16 protein-coding genes are annotated in these 20128 nt (G+C 64.3%); 9 read left to right on the forward strand and 7 right to left on the reverse strand.

Annotated elements, in window-relative coordinates; genetic code table 11:
- Positions 1–68: 68 nt before the first annotated feature.
- The 6 genes from qrcD to rfbC form a co-directional block, all read right to left on the reverse strand.
- Positions 69–1379, reverse strand: a complete 1311-nt coding sequence (gene qrcD, locus GGQ74_RS07840; RefSeq protein WP_167940926.1) for a menaquinone reductase integral membrane subunit QrcD — start codon at positions 1377–1379, stop codon at positions 69–71.
- Complete coding sequence (locus GGQ74_RS07845; protein WP_167940927.1) at positions 1372–2193, reverse strand: 4Fe-4S dicluster domain-containing protein; 822 nt, start codon at positions 2191–2193, stop codon at positions 1372–1374. The genes qrcD and GGQ74_RS07845 overlap by 8 nt, the downstream gene beginning before the upstream one ends.
- A 15-nt stretch (positions 2194–2208) precedes the next feature.
- The gene (qrcB, locus tag GGQ74_RS07850; RefSeq protein ID WP_167940928.1) at positions 2209–4260 is read right to left on the reverse strand and encodes a menaquinone reductase molybdopterin-binding-like subunit QrcB; all 2052 of its coding nucleotides are present in this window, start codon (positions 4258–4260) and stop codon (positions 2209–2211) included.
- Positions 4261–4275: 15 nt separating this feature from the next.
- Positions 4276–4878, reverse strand: a complete 603-nt coding sequence (gene qrcA / locus GGQ74_RS07855; protein ID WP_167940929.1) for a menaquinone reductase multiheme cytochrome c subunit QrcA — start codon at positions 4876–4878, stop codon at positions 4276–4278.
- 253 nt (positions 4879–5131) lie between these two features.
- Entirely contained in the window at positions 5132–6586 is a 1455-nt protein-coding gene (locus GGQ74_RS07860; RefSeq protein ID WP_167940930.1) for a mannose-1-phosphate guanylyltransferase/mannose-6-phosphate isomerase, read from the reverse strand.
- Between the two features lie 62 nt (positions 6587–6648).
- Positions 6649–7209: a dTDP-4-dehydrorhamnose 3,5-epimerase gene (gene rfbC, locus GGQ74_RS07865; RefSeq protein ID WP_167940931.1), complete on the reverse strand. Its 561-nt coding sequence runs from the start codon at positions 7207–7209 to the stop codon at positions 6649–6651.
- 287 nt (positions 7210–7496) lie between these two features.
- On the opposite strand from rfbC, the gene GGQ74_RS07870 reads away from it, so the two are divergent.
- From GGQ74_RS07870 to gluQRS, 9 genes are all read left to right on the forward strand, one after another.
- Complete coding sequence (locus GGQ74_RS07870) at positions 7497–9461, forward strand: PAS domain S-box protein (RefSeq protein ID WP_167940932.1); 1965 nt, start codon at positions 7497–7499, stop codon at positions 9459–9461.
- Between the two features lie 394 nt (positions 9462–9855).
- Entirely contained in the window at positions 9856–11175 is a 1320-nt protein-coding gene (locus GGQ74_RS07875; RefSeq protein WP_167940933.1) for a trypsin-like peptidase domain-containing protein, read from the forward strand.
- Between the two features lie 213 nt (positions 11176–11388).
- Complete coding sequence (locus tag GGQ74_RS07880) at positions 11389–12450, forward strand: extracellular solute-binding protein (RefSeq protein WP_167940934.1); 1062 nt, start codon at positions 11389–11391, stop codon at positions 12448–12450.
- A 57-nt stretch (positions 12451–12507) separates the two neighbouring features.
- Complete coding sequence (locus GGQ74_RS07885) at positions 12508–13602, forward strand: ABC transporter ATP-binding protein (protein WP_167940935.1); 1095 nt, start codon at positions 12508–12510, stop codon at positions 13600–13602.
- On the forward strand, positions 13602–14453 hold the full coding sequence (locus GGQ74_RS07890) for an ABC transporter permease (protein WP_167940936.1): 852 nt from the start codon (positions 13602–13604) through the stop codon (positions 14451–14453). The genes GGQ74_RS07885 and GGQ74_RS07890 overlap by 1 nt, the downstream gene beginning before the upstream one ends.
- Positions 14450–15304 (forward strand): ABC transporter permease, encoded by an 855-nt coding sequence (locus GGQ74_RS07895; protein WP_167940937.1) that lies wholly within the window; start codon positions 14450–14452, stop codon positions 15302–15304. The genes GGQ74_RS07890 and GGQ74_RS07895 overlap by 4 nt, the downstream gene beginning before the upstream one ends.
- On the forward strand, positions 15305–16162 hold the full coding sequence (locus tag GGQ74_RS07900; protein ID WP_167940938.1) for a glycerophosphodiester phosphodiesterase: 858 nt from the start codon (positions 15305–15307) through the stop codon (positions 16160–16162).
- A gap of 48 nt (positions 16163–16210) precedes the next feature.
- The gene (mobA, locus tag GGQ74_RS07905; RefSeq protein ID WP_167940939.1) at positions 16211–16870 is read left to right on the forward strand and encodes a molybdenum cofactor guanylyltransferase; all 660 of its coding nucleotides are present in this window, start codon (positions 16211–16213) and stop codon (positions 16868–16870) included.
- A 53-nt stretch (positions 16871–16923) separates the two neighbouring features.
- Positions 16924–17928 (forward strand): tRNA glutamyl-Q(34) synthetase GluQRS, encoded by a 1005-nt coding sequence (gluQRS, locus tag GGQ74_RS07910; RefSeq protein ID WP_167940940.1) that lies wholly within the window; start codon positions 16924–16926, stop codon positions 17926–17928.
- An 85-nt stretch (positions 17929–18013) separates the two neighbouring features.
- Here the strand turns inward: gluQRS and GGQ74_RS07915 are convergent, their stop codons facing one another.
- Positions 18014–20122, reverse strand: coding sequence for a polysaccharide deacetylase family protein (locus tag GGQ74_RS07915; protein WP_167940941.1), 2109 nt, complete (start codon positions 20120–20122; stop codon positions 18014–18016).
- Between the last annotated feature and the right edge of the window lie 6 nt (positions 20123–20128).

A 20128-nucleotide genomic window follows, 5' to 3' on the forward strand; every position in this document is an offset into this window, starting at 1 on the left:
CGCAAAGAAAAGGCCCGGTCGGATTGCTCCGACCGGGCCGTATACTGCGTCAGCGCAGTGTCCGAACGCTAGGCGGTAGCGGTGGCCTCCTCGGCCTCCTTGGGCTCCTCGACGGGAGCTGCGGGAGCGGCCGGGGCCTGCTTCCTGTAGTTCAGCTCGATCTCCTGCGGGAAGACCGGCAGATAGCGGTAGGACAGGGACAGGAGCAGCGCGCCGTAGGCCAGCACGCCGATGGACGGCGCCCACTCGGCCCAGTTCGGCACGTAATTGTACCACTGGTCGAAGGGCATGACCGGGATGGCCAGAGCCTGAACGGTGAAGACGTAACGGTTGATGGTCACGCCGGTGCAGTTCAGGATGGCGGCGGTGTACAGAAGGGCCGGAGTATTCCGGAATCTGGGCACCATGAGCAGGATGGCGGGCAGGACGCCGCACAGGCCGATTTCGACCCACAGCAGCCACTCGCCGTATCCGAGATCGCTGTTGAACATCTGGTCCCAAGTCAGGCCGGAGCGGGGCAGGACGTCAGTGGCCCAAGCCCAGGTGTCGGCGAACTTGAAGAACAGGTACAGGCACAGCATGGTGCCGGCGATCTTGCACATCAGAGCCTTGACCTTGTAGTCCACGAGCTGCTTGCCGGTCAGGAGCTCCATGATCTTCACGACGAGCACGGAGAAGCAGGGACCGGAGGCAACGGCGGACAGCACGAACAGGAAGAACGTCCACGGCCAGATGAAGAATCCGTCGCGCAGGATGTAGGGACGAGCGAAGAGCACGCCGTACATGCCGCCGAGGGAGCCCTGGTGGAAGGTGGACAGGAACGCGCCCAGACCTGCGATCAGCGGCATCACAACGTGCATGTTGTGCGCGAGATTGTGCAGGTAGGGAATCTCGTTGAGCTTCCTGTTCTCAAGGATGTTCGGCAGGAACTCGATGGCCAGCACGCACAGGTAGCAGGTGATGCAGAACATAACTTCTGTCAGCATCGAGTGCACGTTGGCATGCCAGTAACCGAACCACGACCGCAGCGGCTGACCCACGTCCAGAGCCAGGACGAGCATGGCGCCGGAGTAGCAGATGAAGCCGACGATGACGGTGAGGTTCACGATCTTCTCAAGCTCCTTGATATCGAGGATATACTTGAGCAGACCGGTGAAGAACGCACCGGCGCCGAGGGCGATGACCGCGAGGTCGAAGGTGATCCAGAGGCCGAATCCGAAGTAGTTGTCGAGCGCGGTACGGGCCAGACCGTCGGGCACGAGGATCATGAAGAACTCGTAGAGACCGGCAGCCAGGATCACGCCGACAAAACCAAGCCACAGCAGGAATTTGCCGAGCGAGCAGCGCTCGACTCCTTCAGGCCAGAGAGCTCTATCCATGGAGACCTCCATTGCCGTGGGCCACGGGGCCCGCTTCATTTTCGAGGTAGTTGTCGCCCTGCCTGCGGACCCACTCGCGCTTGCTCATGTAGTAAACCTGCGGGTCGGTGCCGAGGCGTTCGAGCAGACGGAAGGTGTAGGGGCTGTGGATCAGCTCGTAGACCTTGTGCTCGGGATTCTTCACGTCGCCGAAGTAGATGGCGCCAGTGGGGCAAGCCTCGGCGCAGGCCGGGATGTAGGCATCCTCGGGCAGCGCATTGGGATCCTCACCCGCCACGCGGGCGGCGTCCTTGGCGTACATCCAGCGATGGTGGCAGAAGTTGCACTTCTCGACCACGCCGCGGGAGCGCACGGACACGTTGGGGGTCAGCTGCTTCTCCATGCCATCGGGGTACACCGGCTGATCCCAGTTGAACACGCGGGCGTGGTAGGGGCAGGAGGCCATGCAGTACCGGCAGCCGAAGCAGCGGGGGTAGATCTGGCTGACGATGCCGCCATTCTCGTTCTTGTCGGTGGCCGTTGCCGGGCACACGGACACGCACGAGGGCATGCCGCACTGCATGCACGGACGGGGCAGGTAGGCGGTGTCATGACCGGAACCCTGCACGCCGTTGGACAGCTCGTAGACAGTCAGCCACTCCAGCTTCTTGAAGCGGGTGGGGAAGCCCTTGCCCGCGATGCGCTCAAGCTGCTGGGGCTGGGGCGCGATATTGTTTTCCTTGTTGCAGGCCACCGTGCACGCGCCGCAGCCCGTACACTTGTCTATGTCGATGACCATGCCCCATCTGATAGGGAACTCTTTGAATGCTGACATGATGCGTACCTCTTTTTATGCGGTGGCGATCTCGACCCGGGTTCCGGACCAGGCGGTGAGGCCGGTTTCCGGCTCGGCGACGGCTGCAAGCAGCTTGTAGGCGTTATCGCCCATTCCGCACGAGAACTCGTCCCAAGCGGTGTGACCGAAGCCCAGCGGCGCGGCCACAACACCGTTCATGACCTTCTCGGTGATGCAGACCTTGGCGAGCATCTCGCCACCGGGTCCGGAAAGCCTGACCTTCTGGCCGGCCTTCACACCGCTCATGCGGGCGGTCTTGGCGTTCATCTGCACCATGCAGTCGGAACCGTCGAACTCGGTGTCGCGGATGGTGGACACGTTGCTCGGCGGAATCGCGATCTTTCCGTTGCCGAGATGGCTCTTGGCAACCGGAGCGAGGGCCAGCGCACCGTTTCCGGCGGGCTCGACGGAAGGCACGGCGCACGCGGCGATATTCAGCTGACGCACGGGGGCGGCGGCTGCGGTCCAGGTCTGTCCCTTCTTCAAATCGCCCCAGGAGGCGCCAAGGGCCACGGTCTTGGCCTTGAGCACATCCTTGAAGGCAATGAAGCCAAGGTCCATGCCCATGCGGGAAGCCGCGCCGAGGAGCACGTCGGCGGTGTGCCGGGTGTCAAAGGCGGCCTTGGCGATGGGCCTGTTGACGTTGTAGCAGGACTCGGCGGCACCGTAGGGGGTGTAGACGTCGTCGTAACGCTCCACCGGCATGGAAGACGGCAGGATGAGGTCCGCAGTCTTGGCGGTCTCGTCCATGAAGGAGCTGAAGCTCACGGTGAAGGGCACCTTTTCGAGGGCCTTGGCCATCATCTCTGCCTGCGGGAGACCGTAGGCGGGGTTGGCGTCGTACACCATGAGCACGTCGACGTCGGCACGGCCCTCGGCCACCTTCTGCATGAAGGCGACGAAGTCGGCCTGGAACATCTCGCTGCGGGACGCGGCACCGGGCACCACCACCGGAGCCTCGGCCACGGCCTTCACGCCGCCCTCTGCGCCGATGCGGCCCAGAACGGCATTGAGGCCCAGGGAAGCGAGCACCGCACGGGCACCGGCACCCTGACCGAACTCGGAACCGGCAACCACCAGCGGGCGGCGAGCGGAACGCAGTTCGGCGGCCATGCGCATGAGATCGCGGGCGCGCACGCCGGTCTCGCGTTCGACGCGGGCCGGGGTGAACGCGGCAGCCTCGGCGCGGAAGGCGTCGAAGCCGGAGAACGCGGCGGTCATTCCCTCGGACATGAGGATGTTGGCGAGTCCCATGGCCACGGTGGCGGCCATGCCGGGACGGGCCTGCACCCACTCGTCGCAGACGGTGGCGGTGCTGTTGAGCACCGGACCGGCGTAGACGTACTTGGCGAGGGCTTCCTTGCCGGAGGGATGCGTGGCGGAGAAGGCACGAGCGTTGCGCACGGCGGTGCCGGAGGACTCCAGCGCGTCGGCGCCGAGGAACAGCACGTGGTCGGCGTTCTCGATGTCGTAGCCAATCTGGCCTTCGCCACCCATCATCTTCCAGGAACGCGCGGCGCTCTGAGCCTCGCCGGGCATCATGAAGAACTCGCCCTCGAGGTTGGCAACCAGCGCGTTGAAGATTTCATTGGCGGAACCGGTCTCGTCACCGCTGACCATGGCCACGCGGCCACGGGCCTCACCGAGCTTCTCGGTGAGCATGGCCTCGGCCTTCTCCCAGGAGATGGGCGCGAAGCCGGACTCGGTGCGGACCATGGGGGTCTTCACACGCGAGGGGCTGTAGAGCAGGCCGATCTCGGCCGCCGCCATGGCGGACACGGCGCCCTTGCCCATCGGATGGTCGGGATTTCCAGCCACGCCGACGGGGCAGCCCTCGACGGAGGCCACACGGATGCCCGCGCCGGAGGGATCCATCTTGGATGCCATTTCGGCGAAATAGATCGCCCTCTTGGGCACCTTGGGGTTCCACTTCCAGTTCTGCGTCCAGATGGACGCGTCGTCAGTCAGTTTCCACGGAATGGGGGTGATCATCAGCCCCACAGTGGCACCCGCGGAAAACGACAGAAAAGCTCTTCTATTCAGCATTGCGCCACCTCACTCTTATCGATGACAGACGTAGCACGCGTTGCTCTGGCCGTTCTCGGCATGGCACCGCTCGCATTCCCACATCTTCATGGTACCGCGGCTGTAAGCCGGGTCCACACCCACGCCACGTCCGAAGACGATCTTGTAACCGCCGTTGGAGTAGTCGGTGAGCTTGTTCTGGTAGTAGGTCGGCGGCGTGTCGGACTTGGCCACGTCGGGGTGACAGGTGGTGCAATCCTTGCCCTGGTGAGCCGCATGGGAGAAGAAGACGTTATCGGGCTGATACTGGTAGACCAGCCACTCGACTTCCTTCTCCTCGTTCACATACTGTTCCACGAACTTCGCTTCATCCGGATCCTCGCCAAGCACGTCGGAGTGACACTCGGCACAGGACGCGGTGGAAGGAATGCCGTTGAAGGACCCATCCTCATTGAGGAAGTGACAGTCCTCGCAGGCCATCTCCTGCTCCTCCACGTGCACGACGTGGCTGAAGCGGATCGGCTGCTGCACCTCGCTGAACAACATGCGCGGGAAAGCCCACCATCCCACGAAGAGCATCGCCACAAATCCGACGAAAAATGGCAACGCCCCTCCACTGCTCGAAGTTTTCTTCACCATATGCTCTCGCCTCATCCTTAGGTAGAAAGTTACGACCGCCGGGGAGCCCCGGCCCCTCCCGGTTCCGGGAAAGACTGCCCTAAGGCCCTCGCCACAACCCCCGCGAAGCGCAGTCCGGTTCGTCGGTACGCTTTCACGTGCCGCACTGCGCCCCCACCGGAGCGAAAATCCTAGAAATTTCCCATTATGGCCGGTGCAGTTCTAGTCATGAGAACCAAGACGTGTCAAGGCCTAATGAAAAATTTCACGATCATCAATCATCAATCTTTCCGGGTTCGTTTACCTCTTTTATGCGCCCATAAACGTCGTCGAACCGAACGATGTCATCTTCTTCAAGATAAGGGCCACTCTGTATTTCGATGATCTCTACAGGGACTTTTCCGGGATTGCCCAGACGGTGCATTGCCGTCTTCGGGATATCTACGGACTGATTCTCGTAGAGAAGCATTTCCCGATCATTCACGAGCACCTGTGCCGTTCCGCTGATCACGACCCAGTGTTCGCTGCGATGGTGATGTTTCTGCAAGGAAAGCTTGGCTCCGGGCAGAACCTCTATACGCTTGATCTTGTAGTGCGGCCCGTCCTCAAGGACCGTGTAGCTCCCCCATGGTCTGCGCACGGTGACATGCGCCTCGACAAGGGGGCTTCCCTCGGCCTTGAGCTGCGATACAACGTCCTTGACGCGCTGAACCTTGTCCGCCGGGCACACCAGCGTGGCGTCACGCGTCTGCACGACGATGAGCCCGTCCACCTCCACGACGGCGAGCTTGCCGCCGCGCGACAAAAGCAGGCTGTTGGAGCAGTCGATCTGGAGCACGTCGCCCTTGACGACGTTTCCGTCGGCGTCCTTCTCGCCGAGGCGATGCAGGGCCTCCCAACTGCCGAGGTCGTCCCAGCCGAAATCGGCCCGGACCACGGCCTGTCGCCCCACCTTCTCCATGATGCCGTAGTCCACGGAAATGTCCGGGATGCCAGCGTAGCCGTCCACGAGGGGCCGCTCGTCGCGCGCCTTCCACCATGCGTCCAACTCGGGCTGGAAGGCGGCCACGGCCTCCATGAAGGCCTTCACGGAAAACACGAACATGCCGCTGTTCCAGTAGTGCTCACCACCATCGAGGTAGCGCTGGGCGGTGGCGAGGTCCGGCTTCTCGACGAAGGCCGCAACCTCGTAGCACTCGTCGCCAAGCGCCTTGCCCCGGTGGATGTAGCCATAGCCGGTTTCGGGCTTGTCGGGCGTCACACCGAAGGTGACGAACCAGCCCTCGCGGGCGAGCCGCACACCGCGTTCGAGCGCCCCGTGCCACAATTCCGGGCGGTGGATCGTGTGATCCGAGGGAAACACGGCCACCACGGCGTCGGGATCGCGCCGCACGGCGCGCTCCATTCCGAGCATGATGGCGGGCAGCGTATTGCGACGCATCGGCTCGGCGAGCACTTGCGCGTCCAAGCCGGGATGCATGCTGCGCAACTGGCCGCGCACCTCGAAGACATGCTCCTCGTTGGTGACGACCCACAAATCCGCAGCGTCGAAGACGTCGAGCGCCCTGTCCACCGTCTCCTGCAACAGCGTCTTCTCGCCCGTCAGCGCCAGAAGCTGCTTGGGAAAAAGGCTACGGGAATACGGCCACAGGCGCGTTCCGGAACCTCCGGCCAGCACGATGGCCTGACAGCCCTCAAGAATGCCTGCGGCATGTGCGCGTTCGCTCATCGGATGATTCCTTCCGTTGACGTGTAAAAACCAGTGGTGCGGCGTGCCGCCAGCGCCAGAACTCAGCGGGGATCGAAGCTAAACGGCGACACGAAATCCCGGAACCGCTGAAGCTTCAGGTCCTTGTCCGAAAGGACCGGATTCTCCACCGGCCACGTGATGGCAAGGTCCGGATCGTTCCAGATGATTCCGGAATCGCTCCCCGGCGCGTAGAACGCATCGACCTTGTACTGAAACTCCACCTCGTCGCACAGGGTGACGTAGGCATGGGCGAAGCCCGCGGGCACAAACATCTGCAGAAAATTCTCGTCGCTCAGCGTCTCGGCGTGCCAGCGGCCATAGGTCGGCGAACCGACGCGCAGATCCACGACCACGTCGTAGACCGCGCCGCGCGTCACGCGCACCAGCTTGGCCTGCGCTGCGGGCGGCGTCTGGAAATGCAGCCCACGCAGCACCCCGGCCTTGAGCGAGCGGGCATGGTTGTCCTGAACGAAATCGACATCGACGCCATGAGCGGCAAACTCGCGACGGCTCCAGCTCTCCAGAAAGAATCCGCGCCGGTCGCCGTGCACCTTGGGCCGAATGACGAACAGCCCGGGAAAATCCGTCTCCTGAAACTCCACCTCACGCCTCCATGTGCAAGAATGGCAAATCCTTACCCGAGTTTGCAAACATAGACAACACACGTCGCGCATGGACGAATTCCCGCCCCGAATGGACCGCAAATCGCGAAAAACTTGCGACAGCGCAAGGAAACACCCGACATTGGCCGAATTTCAGAGACTTTTCCCACTTTTTCCCCTCGCATTGACATATTCGCCCGGAGCGGCATATATCCGTAGCGCTCCAGACAGGACTCCGCAGCAGCAACTCCCGAAACCGCCCGCAAGGGCGCGATGAAGACCGAGCCATGCACGAGCACCTGCCCCGCAAGGAACCGACAGCACGCACGTTGCCCATGAACGACGACGTCGTCCGCGCCGGATGCGACATCGGCACCCCACGCTACGCATCCGTCCCCTTCGACGATCTTCTCTCCCGCAGTTCCGTCATCATCTACACCGCCTCGCCCATCCCAGGTTTCCCGCTCCTCTCGCTCAGCCCAAATTTCTCCCGCGTTCTCGGTCATCCAAGCGACATCGCGCGCCACACACCGAACTTCTGGCTCTCCCACGTCCATCCCGACGACCGGCGTCGCATCGACTTCGCCCAGCCAGTGCCGCCCAAGGGCCGCGTGCACGAATACCGATTCCGCCATGCCGACGGCTCATGGCGCTGGCTGCGCGACGAATGCGTCCCGGACGCGGACGCTCCTGACGGGCAGCCACGCATCGCCGGAATATGGATCGACATCACCACCCAGCGGGAGGCCACGCGCAAGGCGCGCGTCCGTTCCAACCTGTTCAAGGCCATCTTCGACGGCTCGCCCTCGGCCATCATGATCGTCGACGCGGCCAACCGCATCGTGGACGCCAACGGCAAGGCCTGCGAGCTCTTCGGCTATCACCGCTCGGAACTCTTCGGATTGACGCCCGACGCCCTGACCCACCCCGAGGATATGGAAACCACGCGCATGGTCATCGCCGCCACGGACGGCGGCGAACCCACCCGTCACGTCGAGAAACGCTACCTGCGCAAGGACGGCACCAGCTTCTGGGCCGATGTCCGCGTGAACGCCATCTACGACGAATACGGCTGCCGCGAACTGTCCGTGGTCACCATCAACGACATCTCGCAGCGCATCGGCCATGAACGGGCGCTACGACGAGCCGAAGCCGAAAAACGGCTCATCCTCTCGACAATCACCGAGACCGTGGTCCACCAGACGCCGGACTTCAGAATCATCTGGGCCAATGCGGCGGCCGGACGCGCGGCGGGCATGCCCTCGGACATGATGGTCGGCAGGCTCTGCCATGAAGTCTTCATGCACGACGACTCCCCGTGCCCGGACTGCCCCATGCCGCGCGCGGCCAGCGCCGGAAGCTGCATCCGCAGCGAGGTCTGCCACGCGGACGGCTCCCTGTGGGAAGTGCACAGCTATCCCATCCCGGCCGCCGACGGCAGCATGGGCAGCCTGATCAAGGTCTCGCGCGAAATCACTGAAGCGCGACGCATGGAGGACGACCTGCGCCGCGCACGCGACCTCGCCGAAAACGCGAACAAGATGAAGACGGAATTTTTGGCCAACATGAGCCACGAGCTGCGCTCGCCGCTCAACGGCGTGCTCGGCATGCTCGATGTGCTGCTCGACACGCAGCTCGACGCCGAACAGAAGGACTGCGTGGAAACGGCGCTTCAGGCGGGCGAGGGCCTTTTGGCCATCATCAATGACATACTGGACTTCTCGAAACTCCAGGCCGACATGATCACCCTCTCCCATAACGAGTTCGACCTGCGGCGCACCATGCGCATGGTCGCCAACACGTTCCTCCAGCAGAGCCGCCGCAAGGGGCTTAGCCTCTCGTACGAACTCGACGAAAGCGTCCCGCAGCACCTCGTGGGGGACGAAGGGCGCATCCGCCAAATTCTCTTCAACCTCATCGGCAACGCCGTGAAGTTCACCCGCAAGGGCCATGTGCGCGTCAACGTGCACTTCCTGCGCAAATCCACGGCCCCGGACACCGCGCGCCTGCTCTTCTCCGTGCGCGACACCGGCATCGGCATCCCCGAGGATCAAATCGAAACCATCTTCGATCCGTTCATCCAGCTCAACTGGGGCAAGTCTCGCAAGTACGAAGGCACCGGTCTCGGGCTCGGCATCGTCAAGCGCCTCGTGTCCCGGATGGGGGGCATCATCACCGTCGAAAGCCGCGTGGGTGTCGGAACGAACGTCGAATTCTGGATCAACGTCGGCCTGCCGCAGGCCAACGGCTGACCACCAGCCCAACACCACGACAAAAAGCGAACGGGTGCCGCCTCCAAAGGAAGCGGCACCCGTTCGTCGTTGTTCGTGTGGACCTGCGGTCCGTCGGCGGCGCGCGTCGTGCGCGGCGCATGCGACAACCGGCGCTAGGCCACGCAGGGCGTGGCGTTCCAGACCATGAGGATCGCCAGCACCAGAAGCGTTCTCGTGAATTGCGTCATCGTTTCCATCCTTTTCACGCGGCGAAACCTGTCCGCCGCACGTGTGGTCACGTCTTAAACGTTGCGCACGCAAGAGTCAAGCATCAGCCCCGCGAAAACCCGCCACAGTTGCTCTCGACCCTTTGTGAATGCTACGATGACTGGAGTTCCTGACTTTTTAGATGCCCACAGCACGGAGGCCCCGCGTGTCAGTACTGCCCCGGCTCATCCCCCTGATCCTGCTGGCCGCAACGGCGCTTCTCCTCGCGCTCTCCCACCCGTGCGCCGCAGATTCGCCCTTCTTCAGCGACTGCGCACCGAACCGCACTGACGACACGCGTCTTCGCCGCTCCGCCCAGCAGGGCAACGCCGAATCCCAGTACATTCTCGGCGTGGTGCTGACGGTAAGGGCCGAGGAGGAAAACCGCGCAGGATGGCGCGGGCAGGCCCGCATGCTCTACCGCGAGGCCAGCACATGGTTTCGCAAAGCGGCGGAACATGGGCACCCGCAGGCGCAATTCGCCCTCGGCTACCTGCTCTCGCAGGGGCTTGGCACCAATCGCGACGTTGCCGCCGCCTTGCCGTGGCTTCGCTTGGCAGCGGAGCAACGCGTGCCGGACGCGCAATACCTGCTGGGCATGATGAGCGCCCACGGCGAAGGAATGCAGCGCAACACGGCGCAGGCGGTGGGCATGCTGGCCGATGCGGGGGTGGCCTTCGCCACGCATGGCCGCACGAATCTGGCCCTCGAATGCGCCCGCGCCATCAGCGCCATCACGCCCGGACACCCCTCCGTGAAGGCCATCACCGAAATGCTGCGCCGGGGCGGCTGGGACGGAACCCGCGACGACGCATCCCTTTCCACTGGCACGGGCTGGCCCGTGGCCGAAGGCTTCGTGGTCACAAACCTTCATGTGGTCCGAGGGGCGACGAGCATCACCCTGCTCCTCTCGGACGGCACGCAACTCGACGCGGCCATCGCCCATGTTGACGAGCGAAACGATCTGGTCCTGCTCGCCGTGGACGATCCCTGCGCGCTTCCGCCCGCGTTGCCACTGGCCGCCAAGGCCCCCGAACTGGGTGCGGATGTCTTCACCGTCGGCTTCCCGCAGGCGGCCATTCTCGGCTCGTCACCAAAACTCGCCACAGGACGCATCAGCGGCATGCTCGGCATCCAGGACGACCCACGCACCTACACCATCTCCGTCCCGGTGAGCGCAGGCAACAGCGGCGGGCCACTGGTCAACCTCTCGGGCGAGGTCGTCGGCGTGGTGCAGGCCCGCATCAACGCCGAAAAGGTCTTCATGGAAACGGGCGAACTGCCGGGCGAGATGAACTATGCCCTGCGGGCGGACCTCGTGCGCGCCCTGCTGGCGCGTGTGCCGCACGGTCGCACTGGGCTGGCGTCCACGCTACGCAAGACCTTCGGACTCGGCTGCCCGAAGATCAACCTCCCCGAACCGAACACGCTGGCGCACCACGCCAACACGGTTCAGGCCTCCGTGGTCATGATCGTGGCCCGCTAGCCGCGCGCACAACCGCCCGCAATCGAAACGCTTCCCCTCAATCCTGACCATTTCCCTTCAGCCTTCGGCGGGTCTTTCTTCCCATGTGCGAAGAATTTTCCTCACATCGTCACACGAAAGAAACGCAACGGGCTTGCACAAACCGATACATGCAATTATAGTTGCAATCATTTCAAAGTCTTCATTCCACAAATGCAACAAAAGGAAACGACGATGAAACGCATTCTGCTTCTTGCCGCAGCCGTCTTCATTGCCTCGGCCCAGCTCGTCATGGCAGGCGAAACCATGCAGCTGCTGACATGGAAAGGCTATGCCCCGCAGCAGCTCATCGACAAATTCAAGGCCGAGACGGGCATCACCGTCGAAGTCACCTATTCCAACAACGAGGAGATGATCGCCAAGCTGCGCGCCACGCGCGGCGCGGGCTTCGACCTCGCCCAGCCGAGTCAGGACCGCATCTCCTCCGTGCAGAAGGAATTCGGCATCTATCAGCCCATGGATTACGACCGACTCGACGCCAAGCTCTTCGTTCCCTCCATGCTGGCTGCGGTAAAGCAGAACACCATGGTGGACGGCAAGTCCCACGCCGCGCCCTTCTGCTGGGGCACTTCCGGGCTGGTAGTCAACGCCAAGGCTGCGCCCGAGGCCCGCGACTACACCGCCCTGCTCGACTCTGCCTACTCCGGCCGCGTGAGCTATCGCCTCAAGCGCCCCACCCTCATCGCCCTCGCCTTCGCGCTGGGTGACGACCCCTTCGCCCTATACGGCGACACGAAAGCCTACACCGCGCTCATGGATAAGATCGGCGACAAGCTCATCGAGGCCAAGCCGCTGGTGAAGAACTACTGGACCAACGGCGACGCCCTGCTCCAGTCCATGCGCTCCGGTGAGGTGCACGTGGCCATGGCGTGGGACAACGGCGGCTGGAAGCTCCATGACGAGAACCCGGACATCGACTTCATCGCCCCGGCCAGCGGCGCCCTCGGCTGGATCGACACCTTCGCCATCCCGGCCAAGGCCAAGAACGTGGACGCGGCCTACAAGTGGATCAACTTCATGATGCGCCCCGAGAACGCGGCCGTCTTCACCAACATGGAGAAGTACGCCACGGCCTGCGAAGGCGTGAATCCCTTCCTCGACGAAGCCGTGCGCGCCAACTTCGAGCGCTCCTTCAGCCAGCAGGACATCGAGCGCATCCGCTGGTACCCGCCTGTTCCGGCAGAGATCGAGGCCATCGAGGGCCGCATTCTGGACAAGGTCAAGGCCTCCCGATAGCCCCATCGGTCCGGGCGCGTCCTCTCCCCGCGCCCGGACCTCCCACGGACGGAAAACATGGACACCGATCTTCGCGTTGACGAACTTTTGAAGCGCTTCGGCACGTTCACCGCGGTGGACAACGTCTCCTTCGAGGTGCCGCAGGGGCGCTTCTTCTCCATCCTTGGCCCCTCCGGCTGCGGCAAGACCACGCTGCTGCGCATGATCGCGGGCTTCGAAACGCCGACCGGCGGAACGATAGCCATCCGCGGGCGCGACATGGCGGGCATACCGCCCAACCGCCGCCCGGTGAACCTCGTCTTCCAGCATCTGGCGCTGTTCCCCATGATGGACGTGGCCGAGAATGTGGCCTTCGGTCTGCGCCGACGCCGCGAACGCACGCCGGACATCCGCCGCAAGGTGGCCGAGGCGCTGGAGCGCGTGGACCTCGGCGGATTCGGCGATAAGCGCATCGACCAACTTTCCGGCGGTCAGAAGCAGCGCGTGGCCATCGCCCGCTGTCTCGTGCTCGAACCGTCGGTGCTGCTGCTCGACGAACCGCTCGGCGCACTGGACCTCAAACTGCGCGAGCAGATGAAGGTGGAGCTACGCGCCCTGCAAACCAAGGTCGGCACGACCTTCGTCTACATCACCCACGACCAGTCCGAGGCCCTCGTCATGTCCGACGCGGTGGCCGTCATGAACAGCGGCCGATTCGAGCAGGTGGACACCCCGCGCAACCTTTACGACAACCCGGCCACGCCCTTCGTGGCGGGCTTCGTGGGCGACACCAACATCCTGCGCGGCCGCGTGCGCGAGGCCGACGCGGACACGGCCCTCGTCGAGACGCAGTCCGGCCTTGCCTGCCGCTGCCGCGCGGGGGCCGGAGTCGGAAGCGGCGAAGGGGCGCTCCTCTTCGTGCGGCCCGAGGCCTTCATCATCGAACCGGACGACACCCCGGATCTGACGGCTATCACCGTACGGGTGGACTCGGTGCTCTTCGACGGAGCCAACAGCCGCCTGCTGGCCCGCGCCGACGACGCGACAGGCACGGAACTCACTATCGCCCTGCCGCAGAACCGCCGCTTCGACCATCTCGTTCCCGGCAGCCGCGTGCGGGTGGGCTGGCATACGCAGGCCGCGCTGTGCTTCGGCGCGAAGGACGGCGACTGATGCGGCGCAGCCACCTGTTCTGGCTGTTCCTCGCGCCGGTTCTGGCGTGGCTGGTGCTCCTCATCGTGCTGCCGCACGTGGACCTGCTCGTCATGTCCCTGCGCCGGGGCAACGGCATGGGCGAACCGGAATGGACGCTCGCCAACTACGCCACGTTCTTCGCAGAGCCCATCTACTGGAACACCTTCCTGCGCACCTGCGTCTACTCGATCCTCACCACGCTCATCACGCTCGCCATCGGGCTTCCGGTGGCCTTCTTCGTGGTCAAGATCGCGGCCGTGCGCCTGCGCGGCATGCTGATGATCCTATTGTTGCTCCCCTTCTGGGTCAGCGAGTTGGTACGGGTGTACGGCTGGATGATCCTCCTGCGCGAAAGCGGGGTGCTGAACCACATCCTCGTCGCCTCCGGGCTACTGGCCAAACCAGTGGAGATGCTCTACAACGACGCCACCATGATCATGGGCCTCGTCTACACCTGCATGCTGTTCATGGTCGTGCCGCTCGTCTCGGTGATGGACAGCCTGGACGACAGCCTCATCGAGGCCGCGCACGACCTCGGTGCCGGTCCGATCGCCATCTGGCGCACCATCATCATCCCCCATGCCAAGCCGGGCATCACCTCGGGCTGCATCGTGGTGTTCATGCTCTCGCTCGGCAACTACCTCACCCCGAACCTCATCGGCGGCAAGAATTCCCTGTGGTTCACGGAGCAGATCTACAACCAGTTCATCGCCAGCTTCAACTGGAACCAGGGTTCCGCCTTCGGCTTCCTGCTGCTGGCGCTGTCCACGATCATCATCCGCATAGGGCTGAAACTGACCCGCCAAACCCTCGGGGAGGTGGCGCGATGATCCGCAGCCTGCCACGCTCCGGCGCGTACACCGCGCTCTACCGCATCTACGTCGGCGCGTTCTTCGTGTTTCTTTTCGCGCCGCTCGGGGTGACGTGCCTGTTGGCCTTCAACGATTCGCCCTTTCCCTCGCTGCCGTGGTACGGCTTCACGCTGGACTGGTTCACCAGCGCTGGCCCGGAGCGCATCGGCATCTTGCATGACGCCCACAACCTGCGCTCCATCCGCGTCAGCGCGCACACGGCGTTCTGGGTGGCGCTTCTGTCCACAACAGTCGGCACCTGCGGAGCCTTCCTCTTCGAGCAGGAAAAATTCCCCGGCAAGGAAGCGCTCTACCTGCTCATGCTCGCGCCGCTGGTCATCCCCGGCGTGATTCTCGGCATCTCCATCCTCCTCGCCGCCAACACAGCTGGCCTGTTCATTGAGGAACGCCTCGGCTGGGACGTGGGGCTACTGCGACCGGGTTTCTGGCTGGTGGTGCTGGGACAGTTCTCGTTCATCACCACCTTCGTGACCCTCGTGGTCTCGGCGCGGCTCAAAAAGTTCGACCGCAGCCTCGAAGAGGCGGCCATGAACCTCGGGGCAAACAGGATGCAAGTCATCCGGCACATCACGCTGCCCTTCCTGCGTCCGGCAATCATCAGTTCCGCCGCCGTGGCCTTTCTCATGAGCTTCGAGAACTTCAACACCACGCTCTTTCTAGTTGGGCCGCAGCCCACCCTGCCCATCAACCTCTACCTGCAGGTCCGCGACGGCTCCACGCCGGTCATAAACGCCATTTCGCTGCTGCTCATCATGGGCACGGCGGCGCTGGCGCTAACGAGCCTGCTTCTGTCCCGAGAGGATCGCTGAATGTTCTTCTCCTTCCGCACACGCGAGGCATGGCCCCTTGTCTGCGCCCACCGTGGCGCACGTTCCATCGCCCCCGAAAACACGCTCGCCGCCGCAAAGGCCGGGCTTGCCGCCGGGGCGGACTTCTGGGAGCTCGACGTGCAGATGACCGCCGACGGCGAACTGGTGGTCCATCATGACGACGAACTCACGCGCACCACGGACGCCGCCGTCCGCGCGGAGCTGACCCATCTCGCCCCATACCGCGCCGACGCGCTAGCCCTGAACGAAATCCGCCAGCTCGACGCCGGATCATGGTTCGTGGACCGCGACCCCTACGGCACCATCGCCACCGGCGAGGTCGAAGCGCCCGATGCGCTACGCGGCGTACACGTGCCCACCCTGCGCGAGGCGCTCATCTTCTCGCGCGACAACGCCTTTCCCGTGAACATCGAAATCAAGGACCACGCCGGACGCCCCGGCGACGCGACAGTCACCGACAAGATCATCGACTGCGTGCGCGAACTGGGCATGCCCCGCATGGTACTCCTCTCGTCCTTCAATCACGGCTACCTCCGCCGGGCGCGAGAACTCGCCCCGGAAATCCCGCGCGGGGTGCTCGTTGAAGGCTCGCTGCCGGAAGCCCCAGTCCGTTACGCGGCAGACCTCGGCGCGGCGGCCTTCCATCCGGACCACACGCTCCTCGTCCCCATCCTCGTCTCGGCATTTCGCGCGGCGGGCATCGCCGTGAACACGTGGACCGTCAACGGCGAGGACCGGGCAGAGGAACTGGCGGCAATGGGCGTCAACGCACTGATCACGGACTGGCCGCAGCGCTTCGTTCCCTATCTACAGGGTTGGGAAGGCACGCCAAGCTGACGGCCGCCCGCTCTGGGCAATCCCCACGCATCGTGCTACGACGCGGCCATGCGCGAACATGAATTCCATCCCGTCCAGCCGCCCCTGTCCGCCGCCATTCTGGCCGGTGGCCACGGCGAACGCCTCGGCGGCGCGGACAAGGCCCTCATCGCCATCGACGGCGAATCCCTGCTGGAGCGACAGACACACATCCTGCGCCAGCTTTCGGACGACATCATGATCGCCGGGCACTGCGGCGGACCGCTGCCGCCGTCCCTGCGCCGCGTGCCCGACATGCTCCCCGTGGCAGGACCGCTGGCGGGCATCCACTCTGCCCTCGTCCACGCCCGGCACGAATGGGTCCTCGTGGTCCCGTGCGACGCACCCTTTCTCAATCCCGACCTGCTGCGCATGCTGCGCGACGCCGCGACCGACGACTGCGACGCCGCCGTACCCCGACAGGATGACGGATTCTGGCATCCGCTGACCGCCGTCTATTCCCGCGCCTGCATCCCGGCCATCGAGGCGCTGGCCGCGCAGGGCATGCGGCAGGTCATCCGCCTGTTCGACCACGTCCGCACCCGCGCCGTCGCCATCGACGCCCTACGGGGCGCGGACCCGCAACTCGCCTCCTTCGTCAACATCAACACCCCTGACGACATGGCCGCCCTGCGCGAGGGCCGCGCGAGCGCTCCCATCACCCTCGGCACCAAGCCCAAACGCTGGTAGCCCGCACGGAGCGTCGCTTGACAATCGCCACCCGCCATGCTTCCACATCGCCTATGGACAGCACGGTTCACCAGCCCAAAGCCCCGGTTCGCGGCAGGCTCGCGCCAAGCCCCACCGGGCATCTGCATCTCGGCAACATCTGGTCCTTCCTGCTCTGCTGGCTCGACGTGCGCAGCGCGGGCGGCACGCTCGTCCTGCGCATGGAGGACATCGACCCGGACCGCTCTCGCCCCGAGTACGCCGAAGACATCATGCGCGACCTCGAATGGCTAGGCATCGACTGGGACGAAGGCCCGGACCGCGGCGGTCCCTACGGGCCCTACACCCAGAGCGAACGGCTGGACCGCTACGCCGAGGTCATGGACCGGCTGGAATCCATGGGACTCACCTATCCCTGCTTCTGCACGCGCAAGGAACTGCGCTCCCTCGCGTCCGCACCGCACGCCGGGGACTTCGGCCCCGCCTATCCCGGCACCTGCCTGCATCTTTCGCCCGCACAGCGCGCCGCCCTCGTCGCCGAGGGCCGCCACGCCACCATCCGCCTGCACGGCACGCACGACAATGTCAGCTTCACCGACCGCCTGCGCGGCACCGTGACCATGAGCTGGGCCGAATGCGGCGGAGACTTTCCCCTGCGCCGCTCCGACGGCGTCGTGTCCTACCAGCTTGCCGTGGCCGTGGACGACATGGACCAGCGCATCACGTCCGTGGTGCGCGGGGACGACATCCTGCACTGCACACCGCGCCAGATTCTGCTGCACGAACTGCTGGGCGCGACACCACCGCTCTACGCCCACGTTCCCCTCGTCCTCGACGCGCAGGGCGAACGACTGGCCAAACGCCACCGCCACTACGAAATCCGCATGCTACGCGAACGTGGCGTGTCCGCGCAGGCCATCATCGGCTATCTCGCGGCACGCGCCGGTCTCCTCGCCGCGCCAGCCCCGGCCCGCCCACAGGATTTCGCCGCCGGGTTCGACATCGCGCGCATCGCGCCGGTCCCGGTCATCCTCGAACCGGACATCGAGGACATCCTCGCCGAGCTGTCGCGCCGCTGAACCGCAGCCAATCATTCGCCGAAACGACAACGGCCGCCGTCCCATCGGACGGCGGCCGTTTCTCATGTCTTATGCACCCGCTCGGCTAGAGACCGCGCACAGCTTCGAGGAGCTTTCGCGCCTTGTCCAGATCCTGCTTGGCCTTCTTGTGCCACGGGTTGGCCTGAAGCGTCAGTTCCCACGACTCCACGGCCTTCTCCAAATCCTCGTTGATGAAGGCGTTGACGCCCTGCAGATAGAGCGGCTCCGCCGAGTCATCCAGCGCCTTCTGCACGTCGGCCATTCTGGCGGCGGTATCCTTGTAGCTACCGGGCAGATTGCGCAACATCCTCATGGCGCGCACGTTGCTACCCTGCTTGTAGTAGTCCGTGGCCATGGCGTAGTACGACGCGCGCTGGATCTCCACGGCGTCCGCATGCCCAGGGTCCATCTGGAGAATCTCATCCGTGATGGAGGCGACGGTCTCGTAGTTGCCATTGGCGAACTGGAGCTTGCACATGGCCACCAGCGGCGCGATGCGGTCCGCCATGGGCACTTCGGCGACGGGCGCAGCCACCGGCACTGCGGCGTGGGCGACTCCCGCTCCGGACGGCTCCTCGGGATGTACGACAGTCACCGCCGGTGTGGCCTTGGCCGCCTCCTCGCTGACCTGCAACAGTTCCGCCGACAGAAGGGGCAGCACGATGCGTTCGCCCGGCTCCAGAATCTCGGCCACGGAGATGTTGTTGATCTTGGACAGCAAAATTTCGACATCGGAATTGCCGTACTCGCGCTCTGCTATGCGTCGCAGGACGTCATTCTGCGTAATCTCATATGCCCTGCCCGTTTCGAGGGTCATCATGTCCTTCAGTTCGCCGAGCGCTTCAGCATTCTCCGGGTCATGGCGCAATGCCTCAAGATACTCGGCCACGGCCTCATCGGCATTCCCACCATCTCGCGCCGCGCGGGCCGCCACCAGATGCTCCACGGCGTCAGCCGCCACCCGGTCCCGCACCTCGATGGCGCTTTTGCGCACCCCCGGAGCGTTGCGATTCAGCGTTCCGGTGATGCGGAAGTATTCGAGGGCCATCATGTTGTCGCCCGCCTGCTCGCGCTCCTTGGCGAGTTCGAGAAACCGCGCGGACACGGCCTCGTAGGGATCGCCGCCCGAAGGGTCGAACAGCGCCTGCATGGACGGAATGACGCCCCCGCCGCCCGGATGCGCGGCTCCGGTATCCAGAAGCTTGACGAACTGATCCAGCGAATAATCCCCCGAGACGGTGATGCGGTCCATGCGGTAGTCATCCGCGAAGAACGGAACCGCCCCACCACCAAGAGTGAAGGCCCCACGAAAGCCATTCTTCTTCAGCAATTCGATGACCATCTCGTTAGTGGCACCGTAGGGATAGGCGAACCATTGCGGCTCCTCTCCCAGTTCGGCGCGAAAGGCGAGGGACGCCACGGTCAGTTCGCGGTCCACCGCCACAATGTAATCCTCAAGCGTTTCGCCGGTCATCCGGCGCGTCAGGTTACGCAGGGTCTTGGTGCGGTGCTGGATGGACAGCCCCGCGTCGCGCATCTCGCGGATGCGGTTCCAGTCCAGCGCGCCCTGCCGCTCCGCCAACAGGTCCGTACACACGAAGACCGTGGCCGGGAAACCGAAGGACTTCAGGACGTCAAAGGCGACCTCGTAGGTGTTCTGCCCCACGTCGTCGATGGTGATGAGCACGGAGCGCTCCGGAATCTGGTCCTCGAAGGTCATGAAGCGCACGAACTCGGCAAGGGTGATCGGCGTGTAGCCATTGTCCTTCAGATAGCGCATCTGCTCCGCGAAGCCCGCCCTGTCGATGGCGAACACGTCGCGTCCTGTTTCGTTGAACGCGCCATAGGCGAGCACGGGAACCCGCTGGTAGCCATCAGCCGACAGACCGCCGCGATAGACCGGCGTCAGCGGGACGATGAGGAAGCGCTCGGGCGAGACCTCGACCGTCTCGTTGAAGTCGCCGATGACCCATCCCTTGCGCGGATCGCCCAAAAATCGATTGGCCAGCGAGGACAGCGAATCGCCAGCCCGTGGCTTGACCACCGTATACGTGCGCGACGAGCGGGTGGTGCTGACCACCCGGCGCGACGTGGTGGCGCAGGCGGACAGGATGGACAGGGTCACGGCCAGCGCGACCAGCTGCACAAGCATGCGCGACAAGCGGCTGTTCACGATTTC

The organism is Desulfobaculum xiamenense (assembly GCF_011927665.1).
GTDB lineage: Bacteria > Desulfobacterota > Desulfovibrionia > Desulfovibrionales > Desulfovibrionaceae > Desulfobaculum > Desulfobaculum xiamenense.